The 24,805-nt window shown below is 40.2% G+C and carries 22 protein-coding genes; 20 read left to right on the top strand and 2 right to left on the bottom strand.

Annotated elements, in window-relative coordinates; all coding sequences use genetic code 11:
* Positions 1 to 58: 58 nt before the first annotated feature.
* The gene (def, locus tag N4597_RS06895; protein WP_056976504.1) at positions 59 to 616 is read right to left on the bottom strand and encodes a peptide deformylase; all 558 of its coding nucleotides are present in this window, start codon (positions 614 to 616) and stop codon (positions 59 to 61) included.
* Between the two features lie 138 nt (positions 617 to 754).
* Between def and N4597_RS06890 the strand changes: the two genes are divergently transcribed.
* The 13 genes from N4597_RS06890 to holA all read left to right on the top strand — a co-directional run bounded on the left by N4597_RS06890 (position 755) and on the right by holA (position 15,898).
* Positions 755 to 1,030 carry a UPF0223 family protein gene (locus tag N4597_RS06890; RefSeq protein ID WP_172578682.1) on the top strand — a complete coding sequence of 92 codons (276 nt, stop codon included), beginning with the start codon at positions 755 to 757 and terminating at the stop codon, positions 1,028 to 1,030.
* A gap of 16 nt (positions 1,031 to 1,046) precedes the next feature.
* A complete protein-coding gene (locus N4597_RS06885) occupies positions 1,047 to 1,823 on the top strand; it encodes an inositol monophosphatase family protein (RefSeq protein ID WP_313958046.1) in 777 nt (258 codons plus the stop codon).
* A 143-nt stretch (positions 1,824 to 1,966) separates the two neighbouring features.
* Complete coding sequence (typA, locus tag N4597_RS06880; RefSeq protein WP_050612470.1) at positions 1,967 to 3,808, top strand: translational GTPase TypA; 1,842 nt, start codon at positions 1,967 to 1,969, stop codon at positions 3,806 to 3,808.
* A gap of 242 nt (positions 3,809 to 4,050) precedes the next feature.
* Positions 4,051 to 5,256: an FtsW/RodA/SpoVE family cell cycle protein gene (locus N4597_RS06875; RefSeq protein WP_202022146.1), complete on the top strand. Its 1,206-nt coding sequence runs from the start codon at positions 4,051 to 4,053 to the stop codon at positions 5,254 to 5,256.
* A gap of 39 nt (positions 5,257 to 5,295) precedes the next feature.
* Positions 5,296 to 8,730: a pyruvate carboxylase gene (locus tag N4597_RS06870; RefSeq protein WP_260903068.1), complete on the top strand. Its 3,435-nt coding sequence runs from the start codon at positions 5,296 to 5,298 to the stop codon at positions 8,728 to 8,730.
* A 160-nt stretch (positions 8,731 to 8,890) separates the two neighbouring features.
* Complete coding sequence (locus tag N4597_RS06865) at positions 8,891 to 9,187, top strand: YlbG family protein (RefSeq protein ID WP_050612467.1); 297 nt, start codon at positions 8,891 to 8,893, stop codon at positions 9,185 to 9,187.
* A 7-nt stretch (positions 9,188 to 9,194) separates the two neighbouring features.
* Complete coding sequence (rsmD, locus tag N4597_RS06860) at positions 9,195 to 9,755, top strand: 16S rRNA (guanine(966)-N(2))-methyltransferase RsmD (RefSeq protein ID WP_172579268.1); 561 nt, start codon at positions 9,195 to 9,197, stop codon at positions 9,753 to 9,755.
* The gene (gene coaD, locus N4597_RS06855; RefSeq protein WP_089144545.1) at positions 9,755 to 10,240 is read left to right on the top strand and encodes a pantetheine-phosphate adenylyltransferase; all 486 of its coding nucleotides are present in this window, start codon (positions 9,755 to 9,757) and stop codon (positions 10,238 to 10,240) included. The genes rsmD and coaD overlap by 1 nt, the downstream gene beginning before the upstream one ends.
* Positions 10,233 to 11,252 carry a SepM family pheromone-processing serine protease gene (locus N4597_RS06850; RefSeq protein ID WP_260905246.1) on the top strand — a complete coding sequence of 340 codons (1,020 nt, stop codon included), beginning with the start codon at positions 10,233 to 10,235 and terminating at the stop codon, positions 11,250 to 11,252. Before coaD ends, N4597_RS06850 begins: the two co-directional genes overlap by 8 nt.
* A 107-nt stretch (positions 11,253 to 11,359) precedes the next feature.
* The gene (locus N4597_RS06845; RefSeq protein ID WP_260903064.1) at positions 11,360 to 12,055 is read left to right on the top strand and encodes a helix-hairpin-helix domain-containing protein; all 696 of its coding nucleotides are present in this window, start codon (positions 11,360 to 11,362) and stop codon (positions 12,053 to 12,055) included.
* A gap of 40 nt (positions 12,056 to 12,095) precedes the next feature.
* The gene (locus N4597_RS06840) at positions 12,096 to 12,584 is read left to right on the top strand and encodes a ComE operon protein 2 (RefSeq protein ID WP_050612462.1); all 489 of its coding nucleotides are present in this window, start codon (positions 12,096 to 12,098) and stop codon (positions 12,582 to 12,584) included.
* A gap of 2 nt (positions 12,585 to 12,586) precedes the next feature.
* Positions 12,587 to 14,845 carry a DNA internalization-related competence protein ComEC/Rec2 gene (locus N4597_RS06835; RefSeq protein ID WP_313958056.1) on the top strand — a complete coding sequence of 753 codons (2,259 nt, stop codon included), beginning with the start codon at positions 12,587 to 12,589 and terminating at the stop codon, positions 14,843 to 14,845.
* A 30-nt stretch (positions 14,846 to 14,875) separates the two neighbouring features.
* Positions 14,876 to 15,898 carry a DNA polymerase III subunit delta gene (gene holA, locus N4597_RS06830; protein ID WP_056976513.1) on the top strand — a complete coding sequence of 341 codons (1,023 nt, stop codon included), beginning with the start codon at positions 14,876 to 14,878 and terminating at the stop codon, positions 15,896 to 15,898.
* Between the two features lie 40 nt (positions 15,899 to 15,938).
* On the opposite strand, the gene rpsT is transcribed toward holA, so the two are convergent.
* Positions 15,939 to 16,193: a 30S ribosomal protein S20 gene (rpsT, locus tag N4597_RS06825; RefSeq protein WP_056976514.1), complete on the bottom strand. Its 255-nt coding sequence runs from the start codon at positions 16,191 to 16,193 to the stop codon at positions 15,939 to 15,941.
* A 277-nt stretch (positions 16,194 to 16,470) separates the two neighbouring features.
* On the opposite strand from rpsT, the gene rpsO reads away from it, so the two are divergent.
* The 7 genes from rpsO to clpX all read left to right on the top strand — a co-directional run bounded on the left by rpsO (position 16,471) and on the right by clpX (position 24,734).
* Positions 16,471 to 16,725, top strand: a complete 255-nt coding sequence (gene rpsO, locus N4597_RS06820) for a 30S ribosomal protein S15 (RefSeq protein ID WP_050612458.1) — start codon at positions 16,471 to 16,473, stop codon at positions 16,723 to 16,725.
* A gap of 181 nt (positions 16,726 to 16,906) precedes the next feature.
* Complete coding sequence (dapA, locus tag N4597_RS06815; RefSeq protein WP_056976515.1) at positions 16,907 to 17,779, top strand: 4-hydroxy-tetrahydrodipicolinate synthase; 873 nt, start codon at positions 16,907 to 16,909, stop codon at positions 17,777 to 17,779.
* A 13-nt stretch (positions 17,780 to 17,792) separates the two neighbouring features.
* On the top strand, positions 17,793 to 19,499 hold the full coding sequence (locus tag N4597_RS06810) for a ribonuclease J (protein ID WP_050612456.1): 1,707 nt from the start codon (positions 17,793 to 17,795) through the stop codon (positions 19,497 to 19,499).
* A gap of 69 nt (positions 19,500 to 19,568) precedes the next feature.
* Complete coding sequence (locus N4597_RS06805) at positions 19,569 to 20,465, top strand: hypothetical protein (RefSeq protein ID WP_260903053.1); 897 nt, start codon at positions 19,569 to 19,571, stop codon at positions 20,463 to 20,465.
* A 205-nt stretch (positions 20,466 to 20,670) separates the two neighbouring features.
* Complete coding sequence (tuf, locus tag N4597_RS06800) at positions 20,671 to 21,858, top strand: elongation factor Tu (protein ID WP_089144350.1); 1,188 nt, start codon at positions 20,671 to 20,673, stop codon at positions 21,856 to 21,858.
* Between the two features lie 157 nt (positions 21,859 to 22,015).
* Positions 22,016 to 23,329, top strand: coding sequence for a trigger factor (tig, locus tag N4597_RS06795; RefSeq protein WP_050612453.1), 1,314 nt, complete (start codon positions 22,016 to 22,018; stop codon positions 23,327 to 23,329).
* A gap of 169 nt (positions 23,330 to 23,498) precedes the next feature.
* Positions 23,499 to 24,734 carry an ATP-dependent Clp protease ATP-binding subunit ClpX gene (gene clpX, locus N4597_RS06790; protein WP_050612452.1) on the top strand — a complete coding sequence of 412 codons (1,236 nt, stop codon included), beginning with the start codon at positions 23,499 to 23,501 and terminating at the stop codon, positions 24,732 to 24,734.
* Positions 24,735 to 24,805 lie beyond the last annotated feature (71 nt).

The raw sequence follows: 24,805 nt of genomic DNA, 5'->3' as shown, positions 1-24,805 counted from the left end.
AATAGGCTAGTGCCGTAGTAAGCAAATTACTAAGCACTAGCCTATTAATTTAATATGGTTACTCTAATAAAAGCATGTCGTCGGTAGTTGCAAACGGATTATCCTTATTAATATGGTCATAAAATAAGATTCCGTTAAGGTGATCAATTTCGTGTTGAACGACAATTGCCGGATAATCCTTCAAACGTTCAATATGTTCTTGCCCGTCTAAGTCATACCAACGCAGTTTAATCTTGTCATGTCTTGGAACGTAACCAGGGACTTCCCGATCAACGGAAAGACAGCCTTCTCCTTCACTCAAAGCAATCATCTGAACGGATTCACTTAGGATGGTAGGGTTTATTAACACGTGTTTGAAGATAGCCGGTTGGCCTTCTTCGCCCGGAACTAGGACGGCGGTCATCCGCAGGGATTTATCAACCTGGGGAGCAGCTAAGCCGACTCCAGCCCGTAATTTATATTTTTCCGCCAGTTCAGGATTTTGACTATTTTCCAAGAATTCCATCATTTCCTGAGCCAAAGTTTTAATTTCAGCTGTTAAAGGGAAGGTAACCTTTTGAGCCCGTGCTCGTAAAGTGGGATTACCTTCACGGATAATATCATCCATGGTAATCAAAGTAAATCAACCTCCAATAATAGTTTCAAGATAATCATAGCATATTTTATCGAGAATAGGTTAAATCTAGCTTGATAATCACCGCTTTAGTGGATATGGTATAATTTAGGTAAAAATTAAGCATGGGGATTGACAGCAATGAGAAATAACGTTGAGTATCCATTATTAGCGGAGTGGACAACGACCGAAATTATTAAGGTTAGTGAGTTTTATTTGCAAATTGAACAGGCAAATACAGTCGGAGTCGAGCGAGCAAAGCTCCTTAAAACATACCAAGATTATTTAAAAATTGTGCCAGCCAAGATGGTGCAAAAACAAATCGATAAGCAATTTGAAGCGGCGAGTGGTTATAGTATTTACCGAACCATTCAAGCCGCTAAGCAGGGTACAAAGAAAATGGTGAAAATTAATTGAGAAAGAAGGAATCTATGTGTCGTGGCAAGCAATTGATAACGAGGTAAAAAGTTGGCTCAAGCAGGCACGCGAATTAATTTTGACAAAGATGGATTCAGATTTGCAGGTAAGTACTAAGTCCGGCCCTAATGACTTGGTGACCAATTTAGATAAGCAAGTCGAACAATTTTATATTAGCCAGATTAAGCAAAAGTTTAAGCACTCTAGGATTTTAGGGGAAGAATCTTGCAAAGAAGAAGGGTTGCTAAGTTTTGATGGCTTATTTTGGGTGATTGATCCAATTGATGGAACCATGAATTTTGTTAAGGAAAAGGAAAATTTTGCCAGCATGATTGCAATTTATAAGCAGGGTAAACCATATATGGCATACATTTACGATGTTATGAAAGATCGACTGGTGTGGGGAGGACCAGCACTGGGAGCGGTCTATTGCAATCAAAATCAGTTACCTGCGCCTAAACAACATGCCTTAAAAGATGGCTTAGTAGCTATCAGTTGTCCCATGGTGCTGGCTAATTACCGCAACGTTGTGGAAGTGATTAAGGCAAGCTCAGGTTGTCGGATGGTGGGTAGTGCAGGCATCGAGTTTATTAACCTTATCTTAGGTAAGCACTGTGCATATCTATCCTACCTCCGGCCTTGGGATTTTTTGCCCGGCAAGATTTTAGGAGAAACTTTAGGATTATCTGTGAAAACGATTGACGATGAGAAAGTAGATGTGGTATCATCTAGTGTTGTATTAGTAGCTACAAAGTCAGCACATACTGAGATAATTGAGCTTGTCAATCGGTAGGTAATGGTTAGTTGGAAGTATTAGATTTCCAGCTATTTTTATCCTAACTATTGAAAATAATTTTTTGATTTTCATAACTTTTGAAAAATGAAAGTGCGTGCCTGTGTTTGTAGCAGATCGATTTTGAAGGGAAGAAAAAAACATTGAAAACACGTGATGATATTCGTAACGTTGCTATTATTGCTCACGTTGACCACGGGAAAACAACTTTGGTTAACGAATTGCTCAAGCAATCGGATACATTAGATGAACATACTGAAATTGGTGACCGTGCCTTAGATTCAAACGATATTGAAAAGGAACGTGGAATCACAATTCTTTCTAAGAATACCGCTGTTAGATACAAAGATAAGCAAATTAACATTTTAGATACCCCAGGACACGCTGACTTCGGTGGTGAAGTTGAACGAATCATGAAAATGGTTGACGGGGTGTTGTTGATTGTTGATGCTTTTGAAGGGACAATGCCTCAAACCCGGTTTGTGTTAAAGAAAGCCTTGGATCAACACTTAACACCAATCGTTATTATCAACAAGGTTGACCGTCCTGGCGCTCGCCCAGAAGAAGTTGTGGATGAAGTCTTAGACTTATTTATCGAATTAGGTGCGGACGAAGAACAATTAGAATTCCCTGTTGTTTACGCTTCAGCTATGAATGGGACTTCCTCGTTTGATTCCGATCCTGCTAAGCAAGAACACACAATGGACCCAATTTTCAACACCATTTTAGATACTATTCCAGCCCCAGTAGACAACTCAGACGAACCACTTCAATTCCAAGTGGCAATGTTAGACTATAACGAATTCGTTGGTCGGGTTGGGATTGGTCGTGTTTTCCGCGGTAAGATTAAAGTCGGTGACCAAGTTACGGTTATGAAGTTGGACGGTAGCCAACAAAACTTCCGGGTTACTAAGTTGTTCGGGTTCTTTGGCTTGAAGCGCTTAGAAATTCAAGAAGCCAAGGCTGGGGACTTAATCGCTGTTTCAGGGATGGACGATATCTTTGTTGGTGAAACAGTCTGCCCAGTCGATCATCCAGAAGCTTTACCAGTTTTACGGATTGATGCACCAACCTTGCAAATGACTTTCATGACTAATGATTCCCCATTTGTCGGCCGCGAAGGTGACCACGTTACTGCGCGGAAATTAGAAGACCGCTTGAAGGTGCAATTACACACAGATGTTTCTTTACGGGTTGAAGATACTGATTCTCCGGATGCATGGATTGTTTCAGGCCGTGGGGAATTACACTTGTCAATCTTAATTGAAACATTGCGTCGTGAAGGTTTTGAATTGGCCGTATCACGTCCTAAGGTTATCTATCGTGAGATTGATGGAACCTTATGTGAACCATTTGAAAGTGTTATTATTGATACACCTGATGAATACTCTGGTTCTGTAATCGATTCAATGGCTCAACGTAAAGGTGAAATGTTGAACATGGAAACAGGTAATAACGGCCAAACTCGCTTGACTTTCTCAACACCAACGCGGGGATTAATCGGTTATGATTCACAATTCCTATCAATGACCCGTGGTTATGGGATTTTGAACCATACCTTTGCCGAATATAAGCCAGTAATCAGAAACTGGGAACCAGGTAGAAGAAATGGTGCGTTAGTTTCTATTAACCAAGGTAAGGCTACAACTTACGCTATCATGGGGGTTGAAGGCCGTGGAACTATCTTTGTTGACCCAGGGATGGAAGTTTATGAAGGGATGATTGTTGGTCAATCTTCACGTGAACGTGATATCTCCGTTAACATTACCAAGGGTAAGAACATGACTAACGTTCGTTCTTCTAACAAGGACCAAACTGCAACTATCAAGAAACCAACTCACTTGACTTTGGAAGAATCACTTGAATTCTTGAATGAAGATGAATTGTTGGAAATCACTCCAGAATCAATTCGCTTACGGAAACGTATTTTGGAAACAAATGCCCGTGAAAAAGCGGCTAAGGCAGCTAAGAAGGCAACTAAATAATAATTAAGAAAAGATATGCTTAGATGGTTATATTGACTACTAGGCATATCTTTTTCTTTTTCCGCGGTAATTCGCTTGCAAGTTGCTCTCATAGCAAATTATAATAGGAACATAAGGATAATTATTTTTAAATTAGTTTCTACTAGCACAACGGTACTCTTCGTCTTTATGGTATAATTTTGCTAATGGAGGGAGGAATTATTCGGTTAATTTTTTGGATTAGCCGGTTAGTAATAGTTAGTATGAATAATTTAAAAAATAAACTGAAATACTTTGATTTATATTTATTTATTCCTTACATAGTCTTAAGCATTATTGGAATCATTATGGTTTACTCGGCGAGTTCTATCAACCAGGCCTACAGTGGCCTCAAAAGTAATTATTATTTGGTCAGACAAATTATTTTTTTATTTATTGGGTTGATTTTCTTCTTTGTGGCTAGCCACATGAACCAACGCATATGGGTAAGAAAGATTAATATTGCTGCTTTTTATGTGATAGTGTTCTTAGGGCTAGTGGTGGCTGTGGCTTTTAATAAGGCTATTAATGGGGCTAAAGGTTGGATTAATCTCGGCTTGTTTAGTATTCAACCAGCTGAGGTCTGTAAATTACTTATGGCAATTTGGTTAGCACGTTATTTTGCAAAGATAGAGCAAAGAAAACTTAGAGGCATACAGATTCCTAGCAGTTCATACGGGTTATTGACACTTGGAATCTTACCTTTTTTCGGATTGATTTTTGCTACTCCCGATTTAGGTAGTTTAGTAATCAACGGTGCGATTATCTTAGTAATAATTTTAGCGGCTAATGACTGGTCATTGTTCCAAAAATTAGCAGCTTTTTTTGGCGGATTAGTACTTTTTTATGGAATAATTAATTCATTAAAATGGTGGAACCCGTTTAAGATTTTTGGCCTTGATTATGTTTACCAACGCTTTATTGCCTACTTTGATCCTTTTAAGGTGGCAACTTCTAGTGGGAAACAGCTCGTCAATTCTTATTACGCTTTAAGTAATGGGGGCTTGCTTGGACGTGGTTTGGGAAATAGTATTCAAAAACGGGGTTACCTCCCTGAACCGTATACCGACTTTATTTTATCGATAATTGCTGAAGAGTTAGGTTTTATCGGAGTCTTGGTTGTATTGGGCCTCTTATTATGGCTTACACTGAGGATATTTTTAGTCGGGATTCGTTCAACTAACACCTATAACTCGCTTTTTTGTTATGGGATTGGAACCTTTATGTTTGTCGAAACTTCCCTAAATGTCGGGGCTGTATGTGGTTTGCTACCGATTACAGGGGTAACCTTACCCTTTGTTTCTTATGGTGGTTCTTCAATGCTAGTATTGTCAGTTGCATTAGGAATGGTGGTGAATATTTCAGTTAGTCAAAGGAGAAATATGGAGTTTGACCCCTTATTAAAGCCAAAAAGGGGTAAACGAAAGTAGTTGTGTGCTAAGTGGTTTGACGGAAAGTGGTGTTAAATAATGAAAAAAATCTTAGTCGCTAACCGTGGCGAAATTGCTGTTAGAATTATCCGGGCTTGTCATGAATTGAATTTAAAGACCGTAGCTGTTTATGCTAAGGAAGATGAGTATGGAATTCATCGCTTTAAGGCTGATGAAGCATACTTGATTGGTCAAGGTAAAAAGCCAATTGAAGCATATTTGGATATGGATGATATTATTAGGGTAGCCAAGATGACGGGCGCAGATGCCATTCATCCGGGCTATGGTTTCTTGTCTGAAAATGAAGAGTTTGCAGAAAAATGTGCTGCTGCCGGGATAACATTTATCGGGCCATCAGTACGCCAATTAGCCATTTTTGGGGATAAAATTGAGGCTAAGGAAGTGGCTCATAAAGCGGGCTTAAAGACAATTCCAGGAAGCAATGCGCCGGTTAAGTCGATTGTTGAGGTTAGGGAATTTGCTAACAAGTATGGTTACCCAATTATGGTTAAAGCTGCCCTAGGTGGTGGTGGTCGCGGGATGCGGATTGTCCGCGACGACGAAGAGTTAGAAGAAGCATATAACCGTGCTAGAAGTGAAGCAATGCAGTCATTTGGTGACGATGAACTATATGTCGAAAAGTACCTATTGAATCCTAAGCATATTGAAGTTCAAATCTTAGGAGATAAACATGGTAATGTTTTGCACCTATTCGAACGTGATTGCTCAGTGCAAAGACGGAATCAAAAGGTGATTGAATTTGCGCCAAGTATTTCCCTATCCGAAAAACGCCGGCAAGAGATTTGCCAGGCAGCGGTTCGCCTAGCTAAGAGCGTTAACTATCAAAACGCAGGGACGGTTGAATTCTTAGTGACGGACGATGATTTTTATTTCATCGAAGTTAACCCCCGTATCCAAGTTGAACACACAACTACCGAAATGATTACGGAAATTGATATTGTCCAAGCGCAAATTCAGATTGCGGATGGCAAGGACTTGTTTAAAGATTTACACTTACCAAAACAAGAGGATATGTCTTATCGTGGGGTCGCAATCCAATGTCGGATTACAACCGAAGACCCTGAGAATAATTTCATGCCTGATACTGGTAAGATTGAAACTTATCGGTCACCAGGTGGTTTTGGGGTACGGTTGGATGGTGGTAATGCCTACACAGGGGCGGTCATCACTCCATACTTTGACTCCTTGTTGGTAAAAGCTTGTGTTCAAGCTCGGAATTTCCCAGAAGCAGTTGCCAAGATGGACCGGGTTTTAACTGAATTCCAAATTCGGGGAGTTAAGACTAACATTGAGTTCATGCAAAAAGTCTTAAACCACCCCACTTTCCAAAAAGGGCAAGCCCACACAACCTTTGTTGACCATACTCCTGAATTGTTCCACTTTGAAAGAAAGCCAAGCACCACTAACCACTTATTGAAGTATATTTCTGATGTAACGGTTAATGGTTTCCCAGGGACAACTCACCATAAGAAAGTCTTTGTTCCTGATATTAAGCTGGAAACCGACTTTGAAGAAACACCAGCTAAGGAAAATGCCAAGTCAGTCTTTGACCGTAACGGGGTTGAAGCAGCTATGAATTGGGTCAAGCAACAAGAAAAGGTTTTAATTACGGATACAACGATGCGTGATGCTCACCAAAGTTTATTTGCTACCCGGATGCGGACTAAAGATATGTTGCCTGTAATTGAAAACTACGAAAAGGCCTTCCCAAATGTGTTCTCCGCTGAAGTTTGGGGTGGGGCAACCTTTGATGTGGCTTACCGCTTCTTAAACGAAGATCCATGGGAACGTTTAAAAATCATGAGAAAGCAGATGCCACATACGCTCTTGCAGATGTTACTTCGTGGTTCAAATGCAGTTGGTTATAAGAATTATCCAGATAATGTGTTGAAGGAATTTATTAGTCGCTCTGCCCAAAATGGGGTAGATGTCTTTAGGGTCTTCGATAGCTTGAACTGGGTTGTGCAGATGGAAAAGCCAATCGAGTTTGTTCGCGATGCTGGTAAAATTGCCGAAGGAACAATGTGCTACACTGGTGACATTTTAAATCCAGCTGAACGTAAGTATAGCTTAGATTACTACCGCTCCTTAGCTCATGATTTAGTGGGAGCCGGGTCACAAATCATCGGTATTAAGGATATGGCTGGGCTGCTGAAGCCAAAAGCCGCTTATGAACTGGTAAGTGCCTTGAAAGCTGATTTAGATGTACCAATTCATTTGCATACGCATGATACGACTGGTAACGGGGTGGCAACTTTAGTAGAAGCAACCCGTGCAGGAGTGGACGTAGTCGATGTGGCTGCTAGTTCGCTGTCAGGAACGACTAGTCAACCAAGTATGTCTAGTTTCTACTATGCCCTCGAAGGCAATAAGCGCCAACCAGACATGAATATGACTAACGTTGAAAAGGTAAACCGTTACTGGGGTGGGATTAAGCCATTCTACCAAGACTTTATGAATGGGACGACTTCCCCACAAACGGACATCTATCAAACAGAAATGCCTGGGGGCCAATACTCCAACTTACAACAACAAGCTAAGGCATTGGGTATTGAGGACTTTGAATTAGTCAAGAAGACTTACCGTGAAGTTAATGAACTTTTAGGTGACATTATCAAGGTGACACCTAGTTCTAAAGTCGTGGGTGATTTTGCAATCTTTATGATTCAAAATAACTTGAACTCAGAAAATATCTTCAAGTTAGGTAAAACCCTAGACTTCCCAGAGTCTGTAGTTGACTTCTTTGCCGGTGACATTGGGCAACCGGTTGGTGGTTTCCCTGAAAAGCTTCAAAAATTAGTGCTTAAAGACCGCAAACCAATTACGGTTCGTCCAGGGAGCTTAGCAGCCCCAGTTGACTTTGACCGCGTAAAGAGTGAATTAGCAGAGAAGATTAAGCATGACCCTACGCCAGAAGAAGTCTTGTCTTACATTTTATATCCAGAAGTCTTCTTGGGGTATGAAGCCAACGTTGAACACTTTGGTTCTATGTATGCCTTAGATACGACGACCTTCTACCAAGGGATGCGTCCTGGAGAAACGGTTCACATTGACTTTGCTCCTGGACGTTCCATCATCGTTCGACTTGATTCTGTTTCAACCGCTGATGATGCCGGTAACCGGAGTATCTTCTACTCGTTGAATGGTCAAACAATTCAAATCATGATTCACGATAAGAGTAAGGAAGCTAAGGTTAAGAGTATTCCTAAGGCAGAACCAACCAATCCAAACCACGTTGGGGCAACTTTAAGTGGATCTGTTTTGGAAATGTTAGTTGAAAAAGGTCAGGTTGTTAAGAAGGGCACGCCATTAGTAGTTACTGAAGCAATGAAGATGGAAACAACTATTAAGGCGCCGTTTGACGGAAAGGTAACCCATATCTATGTCAAGGATGGCGATGTCTTAGAGAGCCAAGACTTATTGCTAGAACTAACCCCGGTTAAATCAAAATAGAAAATGACCGTGGCTAAAAAGTATTGAACTAGTTATTTGCTAGCTAGCTCAATGCTTTTTTTGTTATAATTAACAAGAAAGTTCGAGCGTAATCTTTGCGCAGGTAATGGTTGGCTTAAAGCTAACTAAGATAATTTAGGAAGAAAGGTAGCTGGCTAAAGTGGCGTTTGAGGTAAGAAAACGACAGGGAGTCTTTGTTTATTTATATCATTTAAAGCAAAGTAAGCAGTTAAGAAAGTATGGTAGTATTCAATACGTTTCTCGCAAAATGAAGTACGTCTTACTTTACTTAGACCGTAGTCAAGTTGAAGAAACGGTGGCTAAGCTTAAGCAACTTAGGTATGTCAAGGAAGTGCTAGTATCTAAGCGGCCTGAGCTCCCAACTAATTTTGATAACTCGTTGGGGAAATTTAAATTAACCGAAGAAGATCAAGAAAAATTTAGAGATAAAGAGTGAGATTAAGATGAGAATTATTGCAGGTGAATTTGGGGGGCGGCGTCTGAAAGCTGTTCCTGGTATGAAAACCCGACCAACAACGGATAAGATTAAGGAGTCAATGTTTAATATTATCGGTCCTTACTTTGATGGCGGGAGGGCGCTTGACCTCTTTGCTGGTAGCGGTGGCTTAAGTATTGAGGCCGTTTCTCGCGGTGTTGACCAAGCTGTTTTAATTGATAGACAATACCAGGCGATTAAAACGATTAAGGAAAATATTGCGGTTACTAAAAATGAAGCCGCATTTACCGTTATTAAAGGGGATGCTAAGAAGGTAATTTACCAATTAGCGCAGAAGAAAGAACAGTTTAATTACGTCTTTTTAGATCCACCTTATAAACAACAAGAAATTCTAAAGATGATAGCAGAGCTAGTTCAATTAGAGTTACTAGCCCCTAATGCTTTAATTGTTTGTGAAACCGACCAAAATGCACACTTACCGACGAGTTTAGCGGGATTTAGTTGCTACAAGCAAGTCGATTATGGGATTACGGAGCTAACTTTTTATGTTTATCAGGGGGAAATCTAATGAAAGCAGTTTTTCCGGGAAGTTTTGACCCCTTAACTAATGGCCACCTTGATTTAATTAAGCGTGCTAGTGGCTTGTTTGAAGAGGTAATCGTGGCAATTGCGACGAATACGGCCAAGCAACCCTTATTTAGTCCCCAAGAAAAAATGACCTTAGTAAATAGTGCCATTAAGGATTTACCAAACGTTTCGGCGGTTGCAATCCCTTCGGACTTAACGGTTAATGTGGCGCGTAAACTAGGGGCCAAGGCGATTGTGCGCGGAGTTAGGAATGTACAAGATTTTGAATACGAACAAGGAATTGCCGCAATGAACAAACAGCTAGCCCCCGATTTGGAAACGATTCTGTTGTTTGCACGACCAGAATACACCCTCTTGTCTTCAAGTTTAATTAAAGAAGTAGCAAGATTTCACGGGGACTTAGCCAAGTTTGTTCCGGCTGAAGTGGGACTAGCGTTAAAAAAGAAGATGGAAAGTGATGACTAAGCTTTTGACTAAAAAAGTAAGGTATCTAATCCTACTTTTAGTGGGGTTATTACTAGTATTGTTTTTGCCTCTCCCTTATTACATTGAGCTTCCTGGGAAGGCAGTTCCTGTTAGCGACTACCTTACGGTAACAAGACCTAGTCCTAAAAAGAAGACGGGTGAATTGCGCCTAGTTTATGTTTCCTTATACAGGGCAAGTCCAGCTACTTACCTTTGGTCTTATACTAACCGGTTTGCTAGCCGAATTCCGGCTAAGGAAATTACCGGCGAAAATAATAATAGTGACTATAATAAAATTCAAGCCTACTATATGCAAGATGCGCTTAACGAAGCAGAGTATGTGGCCTTAAAAGCAGCCCACTATCAAGTTAAACGTAAGTATCAAGGCATTTATGTAATGTCGCTTCTAAAAAACTCCACTTTTAAAGGTAAATTACAAGTTGGGGATGTGATTACTGCAATTAACGGTAAGACTTACCAGTCAAGCGGGGAATTTGTAAAGGCGGTCCAAGGACTGAAGTACGGCAGTCGGGTGCAAGTTTCTTATTTACGTAATCAGACGCCAAAAGTAAGTTGGGGTAGAATTGTTAAATTGGCTGGAAGTAATAAAACGGGCTTAGGTATCAGTTTAGCAGATAAAAGCCGGATTCAAACGCCAGTAAGTTTCAAGACTAATGTAGACGATATTGGCGGACCATCCGCCGGGTTGATGTTTAGCCTGGAACTCTATAATCAGTTGACTGCTAAGCAGCTACTAAGGGGGCGTAACGTTGCGGGCACGGGAACGATTAGTGCGGATGGTAAGGTCGGTCCCATTGGTGGGGTTGATAAAAAAGTTATCGCTAGCGCCAAGGCTAAGGCTGATATTTTCTTTGTGCCTGCTCAATCAGAGCCGGGGGCTATTAGTAACTATCAACTGGCTAAAAAAACGGCCAAGCAAATTAAAACTAAAATGAAAATCGTACCGGTAGCGAGTTTTTCAGAGGCAGTAACTTATTTAGAAGAAAATTAATCTGACGAGCTGTGATAAATTTGAAAAAATTTATTGCAGCTTTTTTTGATTAAAAAAAACAAATCGCGTCTTTTTTGCGTATCTTAAATATGAAGGGAGGAAAAAAGATGTTAACGGAGCTAATGGAATTTTGGGAAGAAAATAAGTTCAAGCTATGTTTGCTAGGAATAGTCCTTTTACTTGGAGGGGGGTATTTTGCTTGGAATAGGGTTACTAAGCCAAGTGAGGATAGCTTGATGGCAGTAACTAGTTCAAGTGGAGTTAGTAGTCAACTAAGCGCAACCGTTAGTCAATTTAACCAAAATAAAACTGCTACAAGAATATACGTTGATGTAAAGGGGGCGGTAAAAAAGCCGGGGGTTTACCAGGTTCCGGCAAACGTTAGGGTTAATTATGTCTTAGCCAAAGCGGGGGGGTTAACTGCTGATGCTGACTTAAAACAGGTGAACTTGGCGAGTCAGCTAGTAGATCAGATGATTGTCTACATTCCTCAACAAGGAGAGACTCCGGAGATAAACAGTCCAATTTTAATTAAAAACCAAGCAGCCTCGGCAGAGACGGAGGCTACTAGCGAAGTTGCTGGAACTGAAGGCCAAGGAGAAACTGATGCAAGTAAGATTAATTTGAATACAGCTACAAAAGAACAGCTAATGGAATTAACCGGAATAGGTGATAAAAAAGCGGAGCAAATAATTGCTTACAGACAAGAACATGGAAAGTTTAACAGCATTGATGACCTCAAAAATGTTTCGGGGATTGGAGACAAAACCTTTGCTTCCATCTCTAGTCGACTAACGGTGTGAATGTTATACTATGAATTAAGAATTTAGTGAGGTGAATCTAATGACTGAAAAAAGAATCCCTTGGGACCAATACTTTATGTTGCAAGCAGTATTGCTATCCTTACGGAGTACTTGCAATCGGTTGGCCGTAGGGGCTATTTTAGTACGGGATAAGCGGATAATAGCCGGTGGTTACAATGGCTCTGTTTCGGGGGATGATCATTGTTTAGATGCAGGTTGCTATATCGTTGACGGTCACTGTTTGCGGACGATTCATGCTGAAATGAACGCCGTGTTACAGTGTGCTAAATTTGGGGTAGCGACCGCTGATGCCGAAGTATACGTAACGGATTTTCCATGTTTACAGTGCACAAAGATGCTATTACAAGCAGGGATTAAAAAGATATATTACCTGCGCAATTATCACAATGATGATTATGCTGTTAGATTGTTAAAATTAAAAAATGTGGCTGTTTCTCAAGTTAAAATTGATAAGGAATACTTGCACATGGTCGCCGCTAGTCAATTAAAGATTTCCTTAGATGACTAGGTATCCTTCTGCTAGAACTTAGTTTATTTTTAGCGGCACTAAGTGCGATTTCACTCAGTTTTTTATGGCTTAATTTCACTTGGCTTGGTCTTAGTATTTGGTTATTACTACTGGTTAGAATGGTTTGCTTGAAGCAACCACGAATTCTAATAGGTAACCTAGTATTTACGCTGTGTTTTTCACTAAGTGTCATTAACTTTCAAAGAAGTTTTCAAAGTAAAATTTATCCAAAGCAGACACCCATAACGGGCCAACTGCAGGTGTATGCTGATCAAACTAAGGTCAATGGCAATCTAGTAACGTTGGAAGCCTACTGTCCGCAGATAAAACAAAAGGTCCAAGCCTTTTACCAATTAAAGAATCAAGATCAGCAGCAATGGTGGCTTGAAAATCAGGCAAACTTGCAAGTTGACTTTACTGGTAAAATTAACGGAATTAATGTTCCTACGAACGAAAACGAATTTGATTACCGTCGTTTTTGTGAAACAAAGAAGATTGCCAATTCGATTTATATTCAAGCAGCTAGTCCGCAGCCTGAGAAAAAACCAGGCTTAGTGGGGCAACTTCATGAGGTGCGCAGGAGGTTGATGCTTTATTTTGCCCGCTTACCACAGCCGTTGGGAAATTACGCCGCGGTCTTATTAATAGGTTATCAACCCCAAGTCTTCGCTGATACCTTGGACCAAATTCGTAATTTAGGGCTCTTATACCTATTTTGTCTATCGGGCATGCATGTTTTTTATCTACTGTTAGTTATTAAGCGAATTTGTAGGTTAGTAAAACTAAGTCAAGAAGCTACTAATTTACTGACTTTATGTATCATTCCAATCTATGCCCTCCTGGGAGGAGCATCGTTAAGCCTATTAAGAGCAAGTGGGATGGTTTTTATAGCCAACTTAATGAAATTGTTAGGGGTTCGGCCTTGGAATTCGTTGAATTCATGGTCACTAGTTGTGCTCGTCAATTTACTAGTTAATCCTGCAGTCGTCTTTAGTTTAGGTGCCCAGTTAAGTTACTTATTAACCTTGATGATTTTAATTGCCCCTAAGCTTAGTGATATTAAGTTAGGTGTTTATTTAAATCTACTTAGTTTACCCTTAATCTTATGGCAAACATACAAGTGGAATTTACTGACGATGGCGCTGACTATTTTAATAATCCCCATTTTTGAATGGTTGATTTTACCAAGCGTAGTTTTGGGAACTATGTGTCATTGGTTAAGGCCGCTGTGCAACCAAGTTTTAACTGCTTGTAGCCTGGGTTTTGCCTTGTTAAAACGGCTGCCAATGGAAGTCGTTTTTGGAAAACCGCCGTTAATTATAGTTTGTTTTTGGCTAGGGTTAACGTTATTGCTATTGGTTAAACCAAAGAAAAGGTTAGTTATCTGTTTATTGCTGACCTATGGGTTAACCTTTATGATGATTCACTTGCCACTTACAAGTGAAGTTGTTTATTTCGATGTAGGTCAAGGAGACGCGACCTTGATTAGAGATAAATTTAACCGGACGGTGACGTTAATTGATACAGGTGGTAAGGTGGCATTTACCAAGGAAAAATGGCAAGTCCGGCAAAGTAAGACGGCGGGGCAGACCGTGATTGCTAATTACTTATTGAGTAAAGGGGTCGGGCGGATTGATCAGCTGGTTTTGACTCACCAAGATAGTGATCACGTGGGTAATTTTCCGAGCCTAAGTCAAGTAATAACAATTAAGCAGATTTTTATCCCGGCCGGGATGGAGAAGTTACCTTCGTTTCAAGGGCGGGTGCGGCAAGCAAGGTTAGGTCAAACTAAGATTTGGCCGGTAACGGTTGGTAATTCCGCCACCTTAAGGCAAGTTAAACTGTTACACCCATTTACGGAAGGAAAGGGAACCAATGAATGTTCGCTGGTTTTATGGTACAATTTAAAACGGACTAGTTACTTGTTTATGGGAGATCTAGATCGTGCTAATGAGTTAGTGTTGCTAGCAAAGTACCCTAATTTAACTGCAACGGTCTTGAAGGTGGGCCACCATGGTAGCAAAACTTCATCTGATCCTAGGTTCATAGGCAAAATTAAGCCGCAGTTAGTGATTATTTCTGCGGGCAGACACAATCGTTATGGTCACCCCCACCCAGAGACGCTTGCTACTTTGGCTGCGGCTAACATTTCCTATCGTTTGACAGCTCAGCGGGGGATGATAAAGATAGAGACCGATTTTTTCGGAACCAAGTTAGTCGATTTTGCCCAGCAGACAGGTACTAGTAGCTTTTTGGATTAGATTTTAAATTAAAAGAAAGTTGATATTTTGATGAAAGTAAGTGAATTGGAAAAAAAGCTAGCTCAAGGTGAGTGTGCGCCGGTTTACCTAGTTTTAGGTGCCGAGGAATATAGCATTAACCAAGCCAAAGAAGCTTTTTTAAAATTAGTTCCTAAAGAAGAGCGGGAGTTTAACGTGGGGGCCTACGATATGGAGACGACGCCCTTAGTTGAAGCTTTGAACGACGCTTTAGAGATTCCATTTTTTGGTGATAAGAGGTTGGTTTTTGTTAAGCGCCCTTTATTTTTGACGGCTGAGAGTAAAAAAAGTAAGGTAGAGCATGATATAGATGGGCTAATGAACTATTTAGATAATCCGGAGCCAACTACTGTCTTAGTATTTTTAGCCCCTTATGTTAAGTTAGACGAACGGAAAAAGGTTACGAAGAAATTAAAAAAGGCCGCGGTACTAGTTGATGCAGCGCCTGCAAGCGAGGGCGAAATTCGTCAAAGGTTAAAAGAAGAATTACAAGCAAAGGGATATACAATTACTGCTGAGGCACTTGAAGAATTACTTGTGCGTACGGATGCTAATTTGACCCGGATAATGGCTGAATTACCCAAGTTGACCTTGTTAGCAATGGAAACAAGAGAAATTACGGTAGCTCAAGTTGAGCGGATGGTAACTCGGTCACTAGAACAAAATGTTTTTAAACTAGTTGATTTAGTGCTAGCTAAAAAAGTTCAGGCAGCCTTAGGTTTATACCATGACTTGCTAGAGCAAAAAGAAGAGCCGTTAAAGTTAAATGCGATTTTGCTAGGGCAATTTAGGTTGTTGATCCAAATTCAAGTCCTCGCTGCCAAAGGTTACGCACAAGGAAACATCGCGCAAGTATTAAAGGCGCACCCATACCGGGTAAAGATTGCCTTAAGAAACATTAGGCAGTATCGGTTTGCCCTAAAAGATTTGGCCAGCGCCTATTTAGGGTTAGTTGCAGTGGAAAAGAAACTTAAATCAACCCAACAGGAAGCGGAGCTATTGTTTCAACTGTTTATGTTGGAATATGTAAAATAAAAAAGCTAGGAACATTCGTTCCTAGCTTTTTTATGCTTTCTTACTTAGCTAAGCGAGCAGCCATACGTGACTTGTCACGAGCAGCCTTGTTAGCCTTGATAAGACCCTTTGATAAGGCCTTGTCAACTGCAGAAACAGCAGCACGGTATAATTCTTCCGTGTTTTCTGCACCAGCAGTCTTAGCTTTTTCGAATTTCTTGATAGCAGTACGCATTTGACTTAATTGTGCTGAGTTTTTTGCGTTAGCTTTTTCGTTTGTTCTTACACGTTCGATAGCGGATTTAATAATTGGCATCAATTTCACCTCCGGTAAATGATTCCGAAACGGTATCATATAAATTTTCAACAGTAATCATTATACAAGAGGCATGAAAACAATGCAATAAAAAAATACGATAAGTGTCAAGAAAATTTCCTTGACATCAGATTGTTAATTTAAAGCTTGTAATTTAATTACTAATCTAGTAAAATTATTAGGTACGGTAAAAAAGTACTAGACCCCTAACTTAGTTTGGCGACGACACCGACGACTTACTCGGTTTGGGGCAACATTTTGAAAGGTGGATAAAATTATGACAAAAAGTGAAATCATGGCAAAGTATGCTCGTCACGAAGGTGACACAGGTTCAGCAGAAGTACAAATTGCTTTATTAACAGCTGACATCAACAAGTTAAACGAACACATTCGTCAACACAAGAAGGACTTCGCTTCACAACGTGGTTTGATGAAGAAGATTGGTCACCGTCGTAACTTATTAGCATACTTACGTAAGACTGACGTACAACGTTACCGTGAATTAATCAAGAGCTTAGGTTTACGTCGTTAATAAAATTTTTAAGGCAGCAGGGTCTAATGACTTTGCTGCCTTTTTAATTGAGAAAATCGCTTATTAGTTAAGAGTATGGTATAATTAATCTTCAGTGATATACGAATAAGCGACTTTCTCACAAGCACGTCATTACTGACGATTTGAGAAAATAGCAAGTAAAGCTAAGGAAGGTAACGAGATGAAGTTTGACAATACAGAAATTTTAACCGCAATGGTTACTCCCTTTGATGAAAAGGGTGAACTTAGTTTAACAAGATTGGAGAAATTAATTAATCATTTATTGGCTACAGGTACTGAAGGGTTATTAGTAAATGGGACGACGGGTGAAGGCCCAACCCTAGAACATGATGAAAAGCTAGCCTTAATCAAAGCGGCGGCTAAAATTATTGCTGGCCGGGTACCATTGATGGTTGGCACTGGTTCCAATAATACTAAGCAGACAATCGCCTTTACCAAGGAAGTAGCTGCTATTGAGGGTGTAGATGCAGCCTTAGTGGTAGTTCCTTACTATAATAAGCCCAACCAAAAGGGGATGATTGCCCACTTTGAAGCCGTGGCTGACGCGAGTGATTTACCAATTTTTATCTACAATATTCCTGGCAGGACTGGAGTGACAATGGAAGTTGCTACCGTAGCCAAATTGGCACAGCATCCTAATATCATTGGAATTAAGGATTGCACGGGCAATGTGGGGTTAGCTAAGTTAGTAGAACAAACTCCGGCTGATTTTTTAGTTTACTCAGGAGAAGATGCTGATGCGTTGGCTGCTAAAGCAGTAGGGGCTCAGGGAATTATTTCTGTGGCGAGCCACATTTATGGCTTAGAAATGCAAGCAATGTATCAAGCTCTAGCTAAGGGTAATTTAGCGGAAGCAGCTAGTTTGATGAGGGCTTTAACACCTAAGATGGAAACTCTTTTCTCTTATCCATCACCAACCCCTGTCAAGGCTGCGCTAAATCATCTTGGCATTGAGGTGGGAGCGACACGCTTACCATTACTAGCTTTGAATGACGTTGAAACAAAAGAAGTGTTAGCAAAATTAGAACTCTAAAAGGAGGGTTATGATGGCGAATATAAAGATAATCCCTTTAGGCGGGGTACGTGAAAATGCTAAAAACATGTACGCTGTCGAGGTAGCTGATAGTATTTTTATCTTGGATTGCGGGTTAAAATATCCCGAAAATGAATTATTAGGGATTGACATTGTGATTCCAGATTTTACCTATCTGCGTGAAAATGCTAATAAGATTGTGGGGGTCTTTTTAACCCACGGACATGCTGATGCAATCGGTGCTTTACCATATTTTGTGTCTGAATTTAATGTGCCTGTATTTGGTTCCGAGTTGACAATCGCATTGGCTAAGATTGCCTGCGAAAACGAAGAACAAGCACGTAAGTTTAAAGATTTCCACATTATTAATGCGGAAACAGAGATTGATTTTACCAGTGCAACGGTATCCTTTTTCAAAACGACGCACTCAATCCCTGAATCATTGGGGATTGTCCTCAAAACGACTGAGGGAAATATCGTTTATACTGGTGACTTTAAGTTTGATCAGACCGCAACGCGGGGTTATCAAACGGATTTAGGTCGACTGGCTTCGCTAGGACAAGAAGGGGTATTAGCCCTCTTAAGTGATTCTGCCAACGCTGAAAATCCTAAGGAAATCGTTAATGAACACGAAATCTATGATTTCATCAGTGAAACCTTTGAATACCGGCGGGGCAGAATTATTGTGGCCTGTGTAGCATCTAACATTTTGCGGGTGCAACAAATTTTTGACGCGGCTGCAGCTAATGAACGCAAGGTCGCTTTAACAGGACATGACGTTGAAAAAGTGGTTAGAACTGCTATGAAACGGGGCAAGTTAACCTTACCGACCGATGACATTTTAGTTAGTCTAGACGAAATTAAGAAATTACCTGATGAACAAGTGGTTATCTTAGAAACGGGGCGTTCTGGTGAACCGTTAAAATCATTGCAAAAAATGGCTTTAGGCCGGCATCGCCATATCAACATCCATGAAGGTGACTTGGTGTTTATCACCACTACTCCTTCTCACGCAGTAGAAACAATGGTGGCTAAGACCCGGGATATGATTTACCGGGCTGGCGGGGACGTCAAGGCAATTTCTGATGAATTTAACTCCTCTGGTCACGCAAGCCGAAATGATTTGCAACTGTTGTTAAACTTATTGCACCCACAATATCTTATCCCAGTCCAAGGTGAGTACCGCTTGCTAGCAGCTAACGCGCAATGGGCAAGAGAACTGGGGATGGCTGCTGAAAACATCTTCATCCTAGCTAAGGGTGACGTTGCTGAGTATAGTAATGGCAAGATGCTAGTAGTTGGCTCTGTCGAGGCCGGTAATACCATGATTGATGGTTTAGGTGTAGGGGATATCGGTAATATTGTCTTACGTGATCGCAAGATTTTATCAGAAGATGGTATTTTTATTGCGGTAGTAACGATTGACCGGCGCAAGAAAAAGATTGTCGACAGTCCTAAAATTACCTCACGCGGCTTTGTTTACGTTAAGACTAGCCGCGACTTAATGGCAGAAAGTGCTGAAATTGTGACCAAGGTTGTGCAAAGTAATTTAGATAATAAGGAGTTTGATTGGAGTCATTTAAAGCAAGATGTGCGGGAACAATTAAATCACTTCTTATATGAGCAAACCAAGCGGCACCCTGTGATTTTGCCGGTAATTATGGAAATTAACCAATATCACGGTCATAAAAAAGCTAAGAATAAGAAAAGTAAGAATTAATTAACTGCAAAGCTGTGGTAAAAGCGGGTAAGGTACCTTCGTTTTTATCGCAGCTTTATTGTCAAAGGGGTGAGTGCGATTAGTATTAGTGAATTTGAACAGGCGCAAACCTGTTATGAAAAGAAGAATTACCTTAAGGCCAAACAAATTTTGAGTAAGCTATATTTGCAAAAGCAAACCTTGCGGACCAATTATATGTTATTTCAAACCTTAGTGGCTACCGCCGATTACAGCGCGGCCTATCAATTAGCAAGTGATTATTTAAACGATTATTTAGCTAGAAATGAGTGGTTTAAACAGTACCTCCAAGTCGGGGTCAAGGCCGGGCAAAATATTAAGTTATGGCAGCTAGTTAGCCAAATAAGCCCCTACCTTAATGAGGCTGAACAAACGCTAGTGGTAAAAACGCTCCTTGAAACTGGAGAAGATACTCAGTTAAGTAAAAGTTTTAGTCACCTAGGGGCCTTTGAGTTAAAGCAACAAAGAAGAATATATCAAGATGCCTATAGTTTAGCCAAGGAGGTCTGGCTACAAGGGGTGATTCCGATTTTAGTCGACCAAGATGTGCACCCTCTAATTAGAAATACGGCCTTGAGTGATTTACAAAAACTAGCTTACTCCAAGCCGGTTAAAATTAGAACCTTCTTTGAAGAGGAACTAGAATTAGTTCCAAGTCAGTTAGTAGCATTTGAAGATGACCCCGTGGTTCAAGCACAAGAGCAGTTGTTTACAAAAAAAGTCAATGAAGGTAAGTTAGATGCGCTTTGGCAGCAGGCGGAATTTAAATTAGTATTAATGCTGCTATATCCTGACTTTACCAAGGCTAAAAACTTGCTAGGAGACTACCAACAATGGTATTATCTGTTAGTGGACGAAAATAGTAAGGCTACGCTTGAAAACCAAGTAATGATACTAAGAAAAAAGGTCGAGAAAAGTTTAGCCACTTGGGAAAAAGCCTGGCAGTAATTTTTTTCAACAAATTTTTCATTTAAGTATTTACAAAGTTAATTAGCCTCTATATAATAGTTCAAGGAATTCTTTCTTAACGAGCTAAGCTAGCTAAGAAAGGCTTGGTTTTCTCTTAGGAAAGTAGTATAATAAAAATTAAAGGATTATCGTCAATTTTGATATTGAAGGTATTTCTTGCAAAATATCAGGAGGTTCGTTTTAAATGGCAAAAGAACATTACGAAAGAACAAAACCCCACGTTAACATTGGTACAATCGGCCACGTTGACCACGGTAAAACTACTTTAACAGCAGCTATCACAAAGGTTTTAGCTGAAAAAGGATTGGCAGAAGCTTCTGACTACGCTTCTATCGATGCTGCTCCAGAAGAACGTGAACGTGGTATCACTATCAACACTGCCCACGTTGAATACGAAACAGAAACTCGTCACTACGCTCACATTGACGCTCCAGGACACGCTGACTACGTTAAGAACATGATCACTGGTGCTGCTCAAATGGATGGTGCTATCTTAGTTGTTGCTGCTACTGATGGTCCTATGCCACAAACTCGTGAACACATCTTGTTAGCTCGCCAAGTTGGTGTTGAATACATCGTTGTATTCTTGAACAAGTGCGACTTAGTTGACGATGAAGAATTGTTAGACTTAGTTGAAATGGAAGTTCGTGACTTATTATCAGAATACGACTTCCCTGGTGATGACATTCCTGTTATCCGTGGTTCTGCATTGAAGGCTCTTGAAGGCGATCCAGAAGCTGAAAAGCAAATCGAAGAATTAATGAACGTTGTTGACGAATACATCCCAACTCCAGAACGTCCAACTGACAAGCCATTCTTGATGCCTGTTGAAGATGTCTTCACTATCACAGGTCGTGGTACTGTTGCTTCTGGTCGTATCGACCGTGGTACAGTTAAAGTTGGTGACGAAGTTGAAATCGTTGGTTTGAAAGACGATGTTGTTAAGACAACTGTTACTGGTGTTGAAATGTTCCGTAAGACACTTGACGAAGGTGAAGCCGGCGATAACATCGGTGCTTTACTTCGTGGTGTTGACCGTACACAAGTTGAACGTGGTCAAGTTTTAGCTAAGCCAGGCTCAATCCAAACTCACAAGAAGTTCAAGGGTGAAGTTTATGTCTTAACTAAAGAAGAAGGTGGACGTCACACTCCATTCTTCTCAAACTACCGTCCACAATTCTACTTCCACACAACTGACGTTACAGGTGTTATCGAATTACCTGAAGGTGTGGAAATGGTTATGCCTGGGGACAACGTTACATTTACTGTTGAATTGATTGCTCCAGTTGCCATCGAAAAAGGTCTTAAGTTCACTGTTCGTGAAGGTGGCCGTACTGTTGGTGCCGGTGTCGTTTCAGAAATCGACGACTAATACTAACGTAATGTTTTATAAGAAACTCGGAATTTATGTTCCGAGTTTTTTATTTGCTTAAAATGGGTGCAAAACATTTACAAATAAGGTTTTCTAGGGTAAACTTAATTAGTATGCAATTAATAATTGTAGAAAATATTTGCTCGGAGGGAAAATAATGTCTGCAAAATGGGAAAAACAAGAAGGCACTAACGAAGGTAAACTTACTTTTGAAATTGCGCCTGAACAAGTTAAAGAAGGTTTAGACATCGCTTTTAACCGTGTCAAGAAATCATTAAACGTACCTGGTTTCCGGAAGGGAAAGGTTCCTCGTCAAATCTTTAACAAGATGTATGGTGAAGAAGCTTTATACCAAGATGCTTTAAACGCTGTTTTACCAGCCGCTTATGAAGCTGCTATAAAGGAAACAGACATCAAGCCAGTGGCTCAACCTGAAATTGATGTTGAATCAATGGAAAAGGAATCAGCTTGGGTTTTAACAGCTAAGGTTACTGTTCAACCAGAAGTTGAATTAGGCCAATACAAGGATCTTGAAGTAACTAAGCAAAACACTGAAGTTACTGATGAAGATGTAGACGCAGAATTAAAGCGTCGTCAACAACAACAAGCTGAATTAGTTTTGAAGGAAGATGCACCAGCTGAAAATGGTGATACAGTGGTTATCGACTTTGAAGGTAAAGTTGATGGTGAAGCCTTCGATGGTGGTTCAGCACAAAACCATTCATTAGAATTAGGTTCAAACACATTTATCCCAGGCTTTGAAGATCAATTAGTTGGTCACAAAGCTGGTGAAACTGTGGAAGTTAAAGTTACTTTCCCAGAAGACTACCAAGCAGAAGACTTACAAGGTAAGGATGCTGTCTTCACTACTACAATTCACGAAGTTAAGACTAAGGAATTACCAGCCTTAGATGATGAATTTGCTAAGGACGTTGATGAAGAAGTTGAAACTTTAGTTGAATTGAAGGCTAAGATTAAGGAAGAATTAGCTAAGAACAAGGCAGAATTTGCTAAGAACCAAGTTCAAGAAGAAGCAATTGCTGCTGCAGTTAAGAATGCAACTATCGGTGAAATTCCTGCCGCTATGATTGAAGACGATGTTCAACGTCAATTAGATCAATACTTAAGTGGGATGCAACAACAAGGTATTAGCCCAGAAATGTACTACCAATTAACTGGGACTAAGGAAGAAGACTTACGCAAGCAATTTGAAGATGGTGCTGAAGAACGCGTTAAGACTAACCTTGTTTTAGAAGCAGTTGTTGCTGCAGAAGGTTTGAAGGCTTCTGAAGAAGAAATCAACAACGAAATTAAGAATTTAGCAGCGCAATACAATATGGATGAAAAGGCAGTTCGCTCTGCTTTATCAGACGACATGCTTGACCACGACATTTCTGTTCGTAAAGCAGTAGAATTGATTGCTGATTCTGCTAAGCAAACTCTTGAACCAAAAGAAGAAGCTAACGACTAATTAGTAGCATTTATTAGTAAAGGTTAGTATAATAAACGCCTGGGTGTGGTGAAATTCCATTATACCTGGGCGTTTTTTAGTGAAAATAAGCTAAGCATTAGCCTTTCTTGAAAATGTCTGTTAGAATGGATTTAATTAGTATTTGAAAGAAATATAGGGTGGTAAAGAAATGTACGAAAATACAGATAATAATGGCCCCGTAACTTGTTCTTTTTGTGGTAAATCAGAAACACAAGTAAACAGCATGATTTCAGGACCAGGGGTTTATATTTGTAATGAGTGTGTTGAACTTGCACAATCAATCATTGAAAGTGAATCAAAGGCTCAAGTTCAAGAAGAGTTAACGGAAGTACCAACTCCTAAGGAAATTGTTGATATTTTGAATCAGTATGTGATTGGGCAAGAAGAAGCTAAGCGGACCTTAGCTGTGGCAGTATATAATCATTACAAGCGGATTAACTCTAATATCGAAGCCGACGAAACTGAACTACAGAAGTCTAATATCTGTTTGGTTGGTCCGACTGGTTCAGGGAAAACATTCCTTGCCCAAAGTCTAGCTAAGATTTTAAACGTTCCCTTTGCCATTGCTGATGCAACTACCTTGACCGAAGCAGGTTACGTAGGGGAAGACGTTGAAAATATTCTCTTGAAGTTATTGCAAAATGCGGATTATGATGTTGAACGTGCAGAACGCGGAATTATCTATATTGATGAAATCGATAAGATTGCCAAGAAGAGCGAAAATGTCTCGATTACGCGGGATGTTTCGGGTGAAGGAGTTCAACAGGCCTTGCTTAAGATTCTTGAAGGAACAATCGCTAACGTACCACCACAAGGTGGCAGAAAGCATCCACAACAAGAATTCATTCAGATTGATACGACCAATATCCTCTTTATTGTTGGGGGAGCGTTTGATGGCATCGAAACGATGGTGAAGAATCGTTTGGGTGAAAAGACCATTGGGTTTGGCACAGATTCTAAGCAACAATTCGATGAATCAAAGAGTGTAATGCAACAAATTATCCCCGAAGACTTATTAAAATTTGGGTTGATTCCTGAATTTATTGGCCGGTTGCCAATCTTAACCGCCTTAGAAAAATTGACCGAAGATGATTTAGTACGAATCTTGACTGAACCAAAGAATGCATTAGTTAAGCAATACACTAAGCTAGTAGAGCTTGACGGTGTGAAACTTAAATTTGAAGCTCCTGCTTTGAAGGAAGTTGCGCGCTTAGCAATCGAAAGAAATACGGGGGCCCGGGGGTTACGTTCGATTATTGAAAATACCATGCGGGACATCATGTTTGATATTCCAAGCCGGGAAGATATTGAGGAAGTCATCATCACGAAGGCAACGGTTGATGGGACGCGTAAACCCAAGGTGGTTAAGAAAAAGGTTGGCTAGTTATAAGTAAACACAAGTTTTTTTAATGAAGAATACGGATTATTTAAAACTTGTTACTTTAATTTCAATTC

It is taken from the genome of Ligilactobacillus agilis (assembly GCF_025311475.1).
GTDB lineage: Bacteria > Bacillota > Bacilli > Lactobacillales > Lactobacillaceae > Ligilactobacillus > Ligilactobacillus agilis.
Note: the sequence above shows the minus strand (reverse complement) of the source record. Positions and strands in the feature narration are given on the sequence as shown.

Bases quoted from the DNA above. Each gene is read 5' to 3' on its own strand.
- N4597_RS06890 (WP_172578682.1), top strand. From the start codon at position 755: ATGAGAAATAACGTTGAGTATCCATTATTAGCGGAGTGGACAACGACC.
- N4597_RS06875 (WP_202022146.1), top strand. From the start codon at position 4,051: ATGAATAATTTAAAAAATAAACTGAAATACTTTGATTTATATTTATTT.
- N4597_RS06870 (WP_260903068.1), top strand. From the start codon at position 5,296: ATGAAAAAAATCTTAGTCGCTAACCGTGGCGAAATTGCTGTTAGAATT.
- rsmD (WP_172579268.1), top strand. From the start codon at position 9,195: ATGAGAATTATTGCAGGTGAATTTGGGGGGCGGCGTCTGAAAGCTGTT.
- coaD (WP_089144545.1), top strand. From the start codon at position 9,755: ATGAAAGCAGTTTTTCCGGGAAGTTTTGACCCCTTAACTAATGGCCAC.
- N4597_RS06850 (WP_260905246.1), top strand. From the start codon at position 10,233: ATGACTAAGCTTTTGACTAAAAAAGTAAGGTATCTAATCCTACTTTTA.
- N4597_RS06845 (WP_260903064.1), top strand. From the start codon at position 11,360: ATGTTAACGGAGCTAATGGAATTTTGGGAAGAAAATAAGTTCAAGCTA.
- N4597_RS06840 (WP_050612462.1), top strand. From the start codon at position 12,096: ATGACTGAAAAAAGAATCCCTTGGGACCAATACTTTATGTTGCAAGCA.
- holA (WP_056976513.1), top strand. From the start codon at position 14,876: ATGAAAGTAAGTGAATTGGAAAAAAAGCTAGCTCAAGGTGAGTGTGCG.
- rpsT (WP_056976514.1), bottom strand. From the start codon at position 16,193: ATGCCAATTATTAAATCCGCTATCGAACGTGTAAGAACAAACGAAAAA.
- rpsO (WP_050612458.1), top strand. From the start codon at position 16,471: ATGACAAAAAGTGAAATCATGGCAAAGTATGCTCGTCACGAAGGTGAC.
- dapA (WP_056976515.1), top strand. From the start codon at position 16,907: ATGAAGTTTGACAATACAGAAATTTTAACCGCAATGGTTACTCCCTTT.
- N4597_RS06810 (WP_050612456.1), top strand. From the start codon at position 17,793: ATGGCGAATATAAAGATAATCCCTTTAGGCGGGGTACGTGAAAATGCT.
- tuf (WP_089144350.1), top strand. From the start codon at position 20,671: ATGGCAAAAGAACATTACGAAAGAACAAAACCCCACGTTAACATTGGT.
- tig (WP_050612453.1), top strand. From the start codon at position 22,016: ATGTCTGCAAAATGGGAAAAACAAGAAGGCACTAACGAAGGTAAACTT.
- clpX (WP_050612452.1), top strand. From the start codon at position 23,499: ATGTACGAAAATACAGATAATAATGGCCCCGTAACTTGTTCTTTTTGT.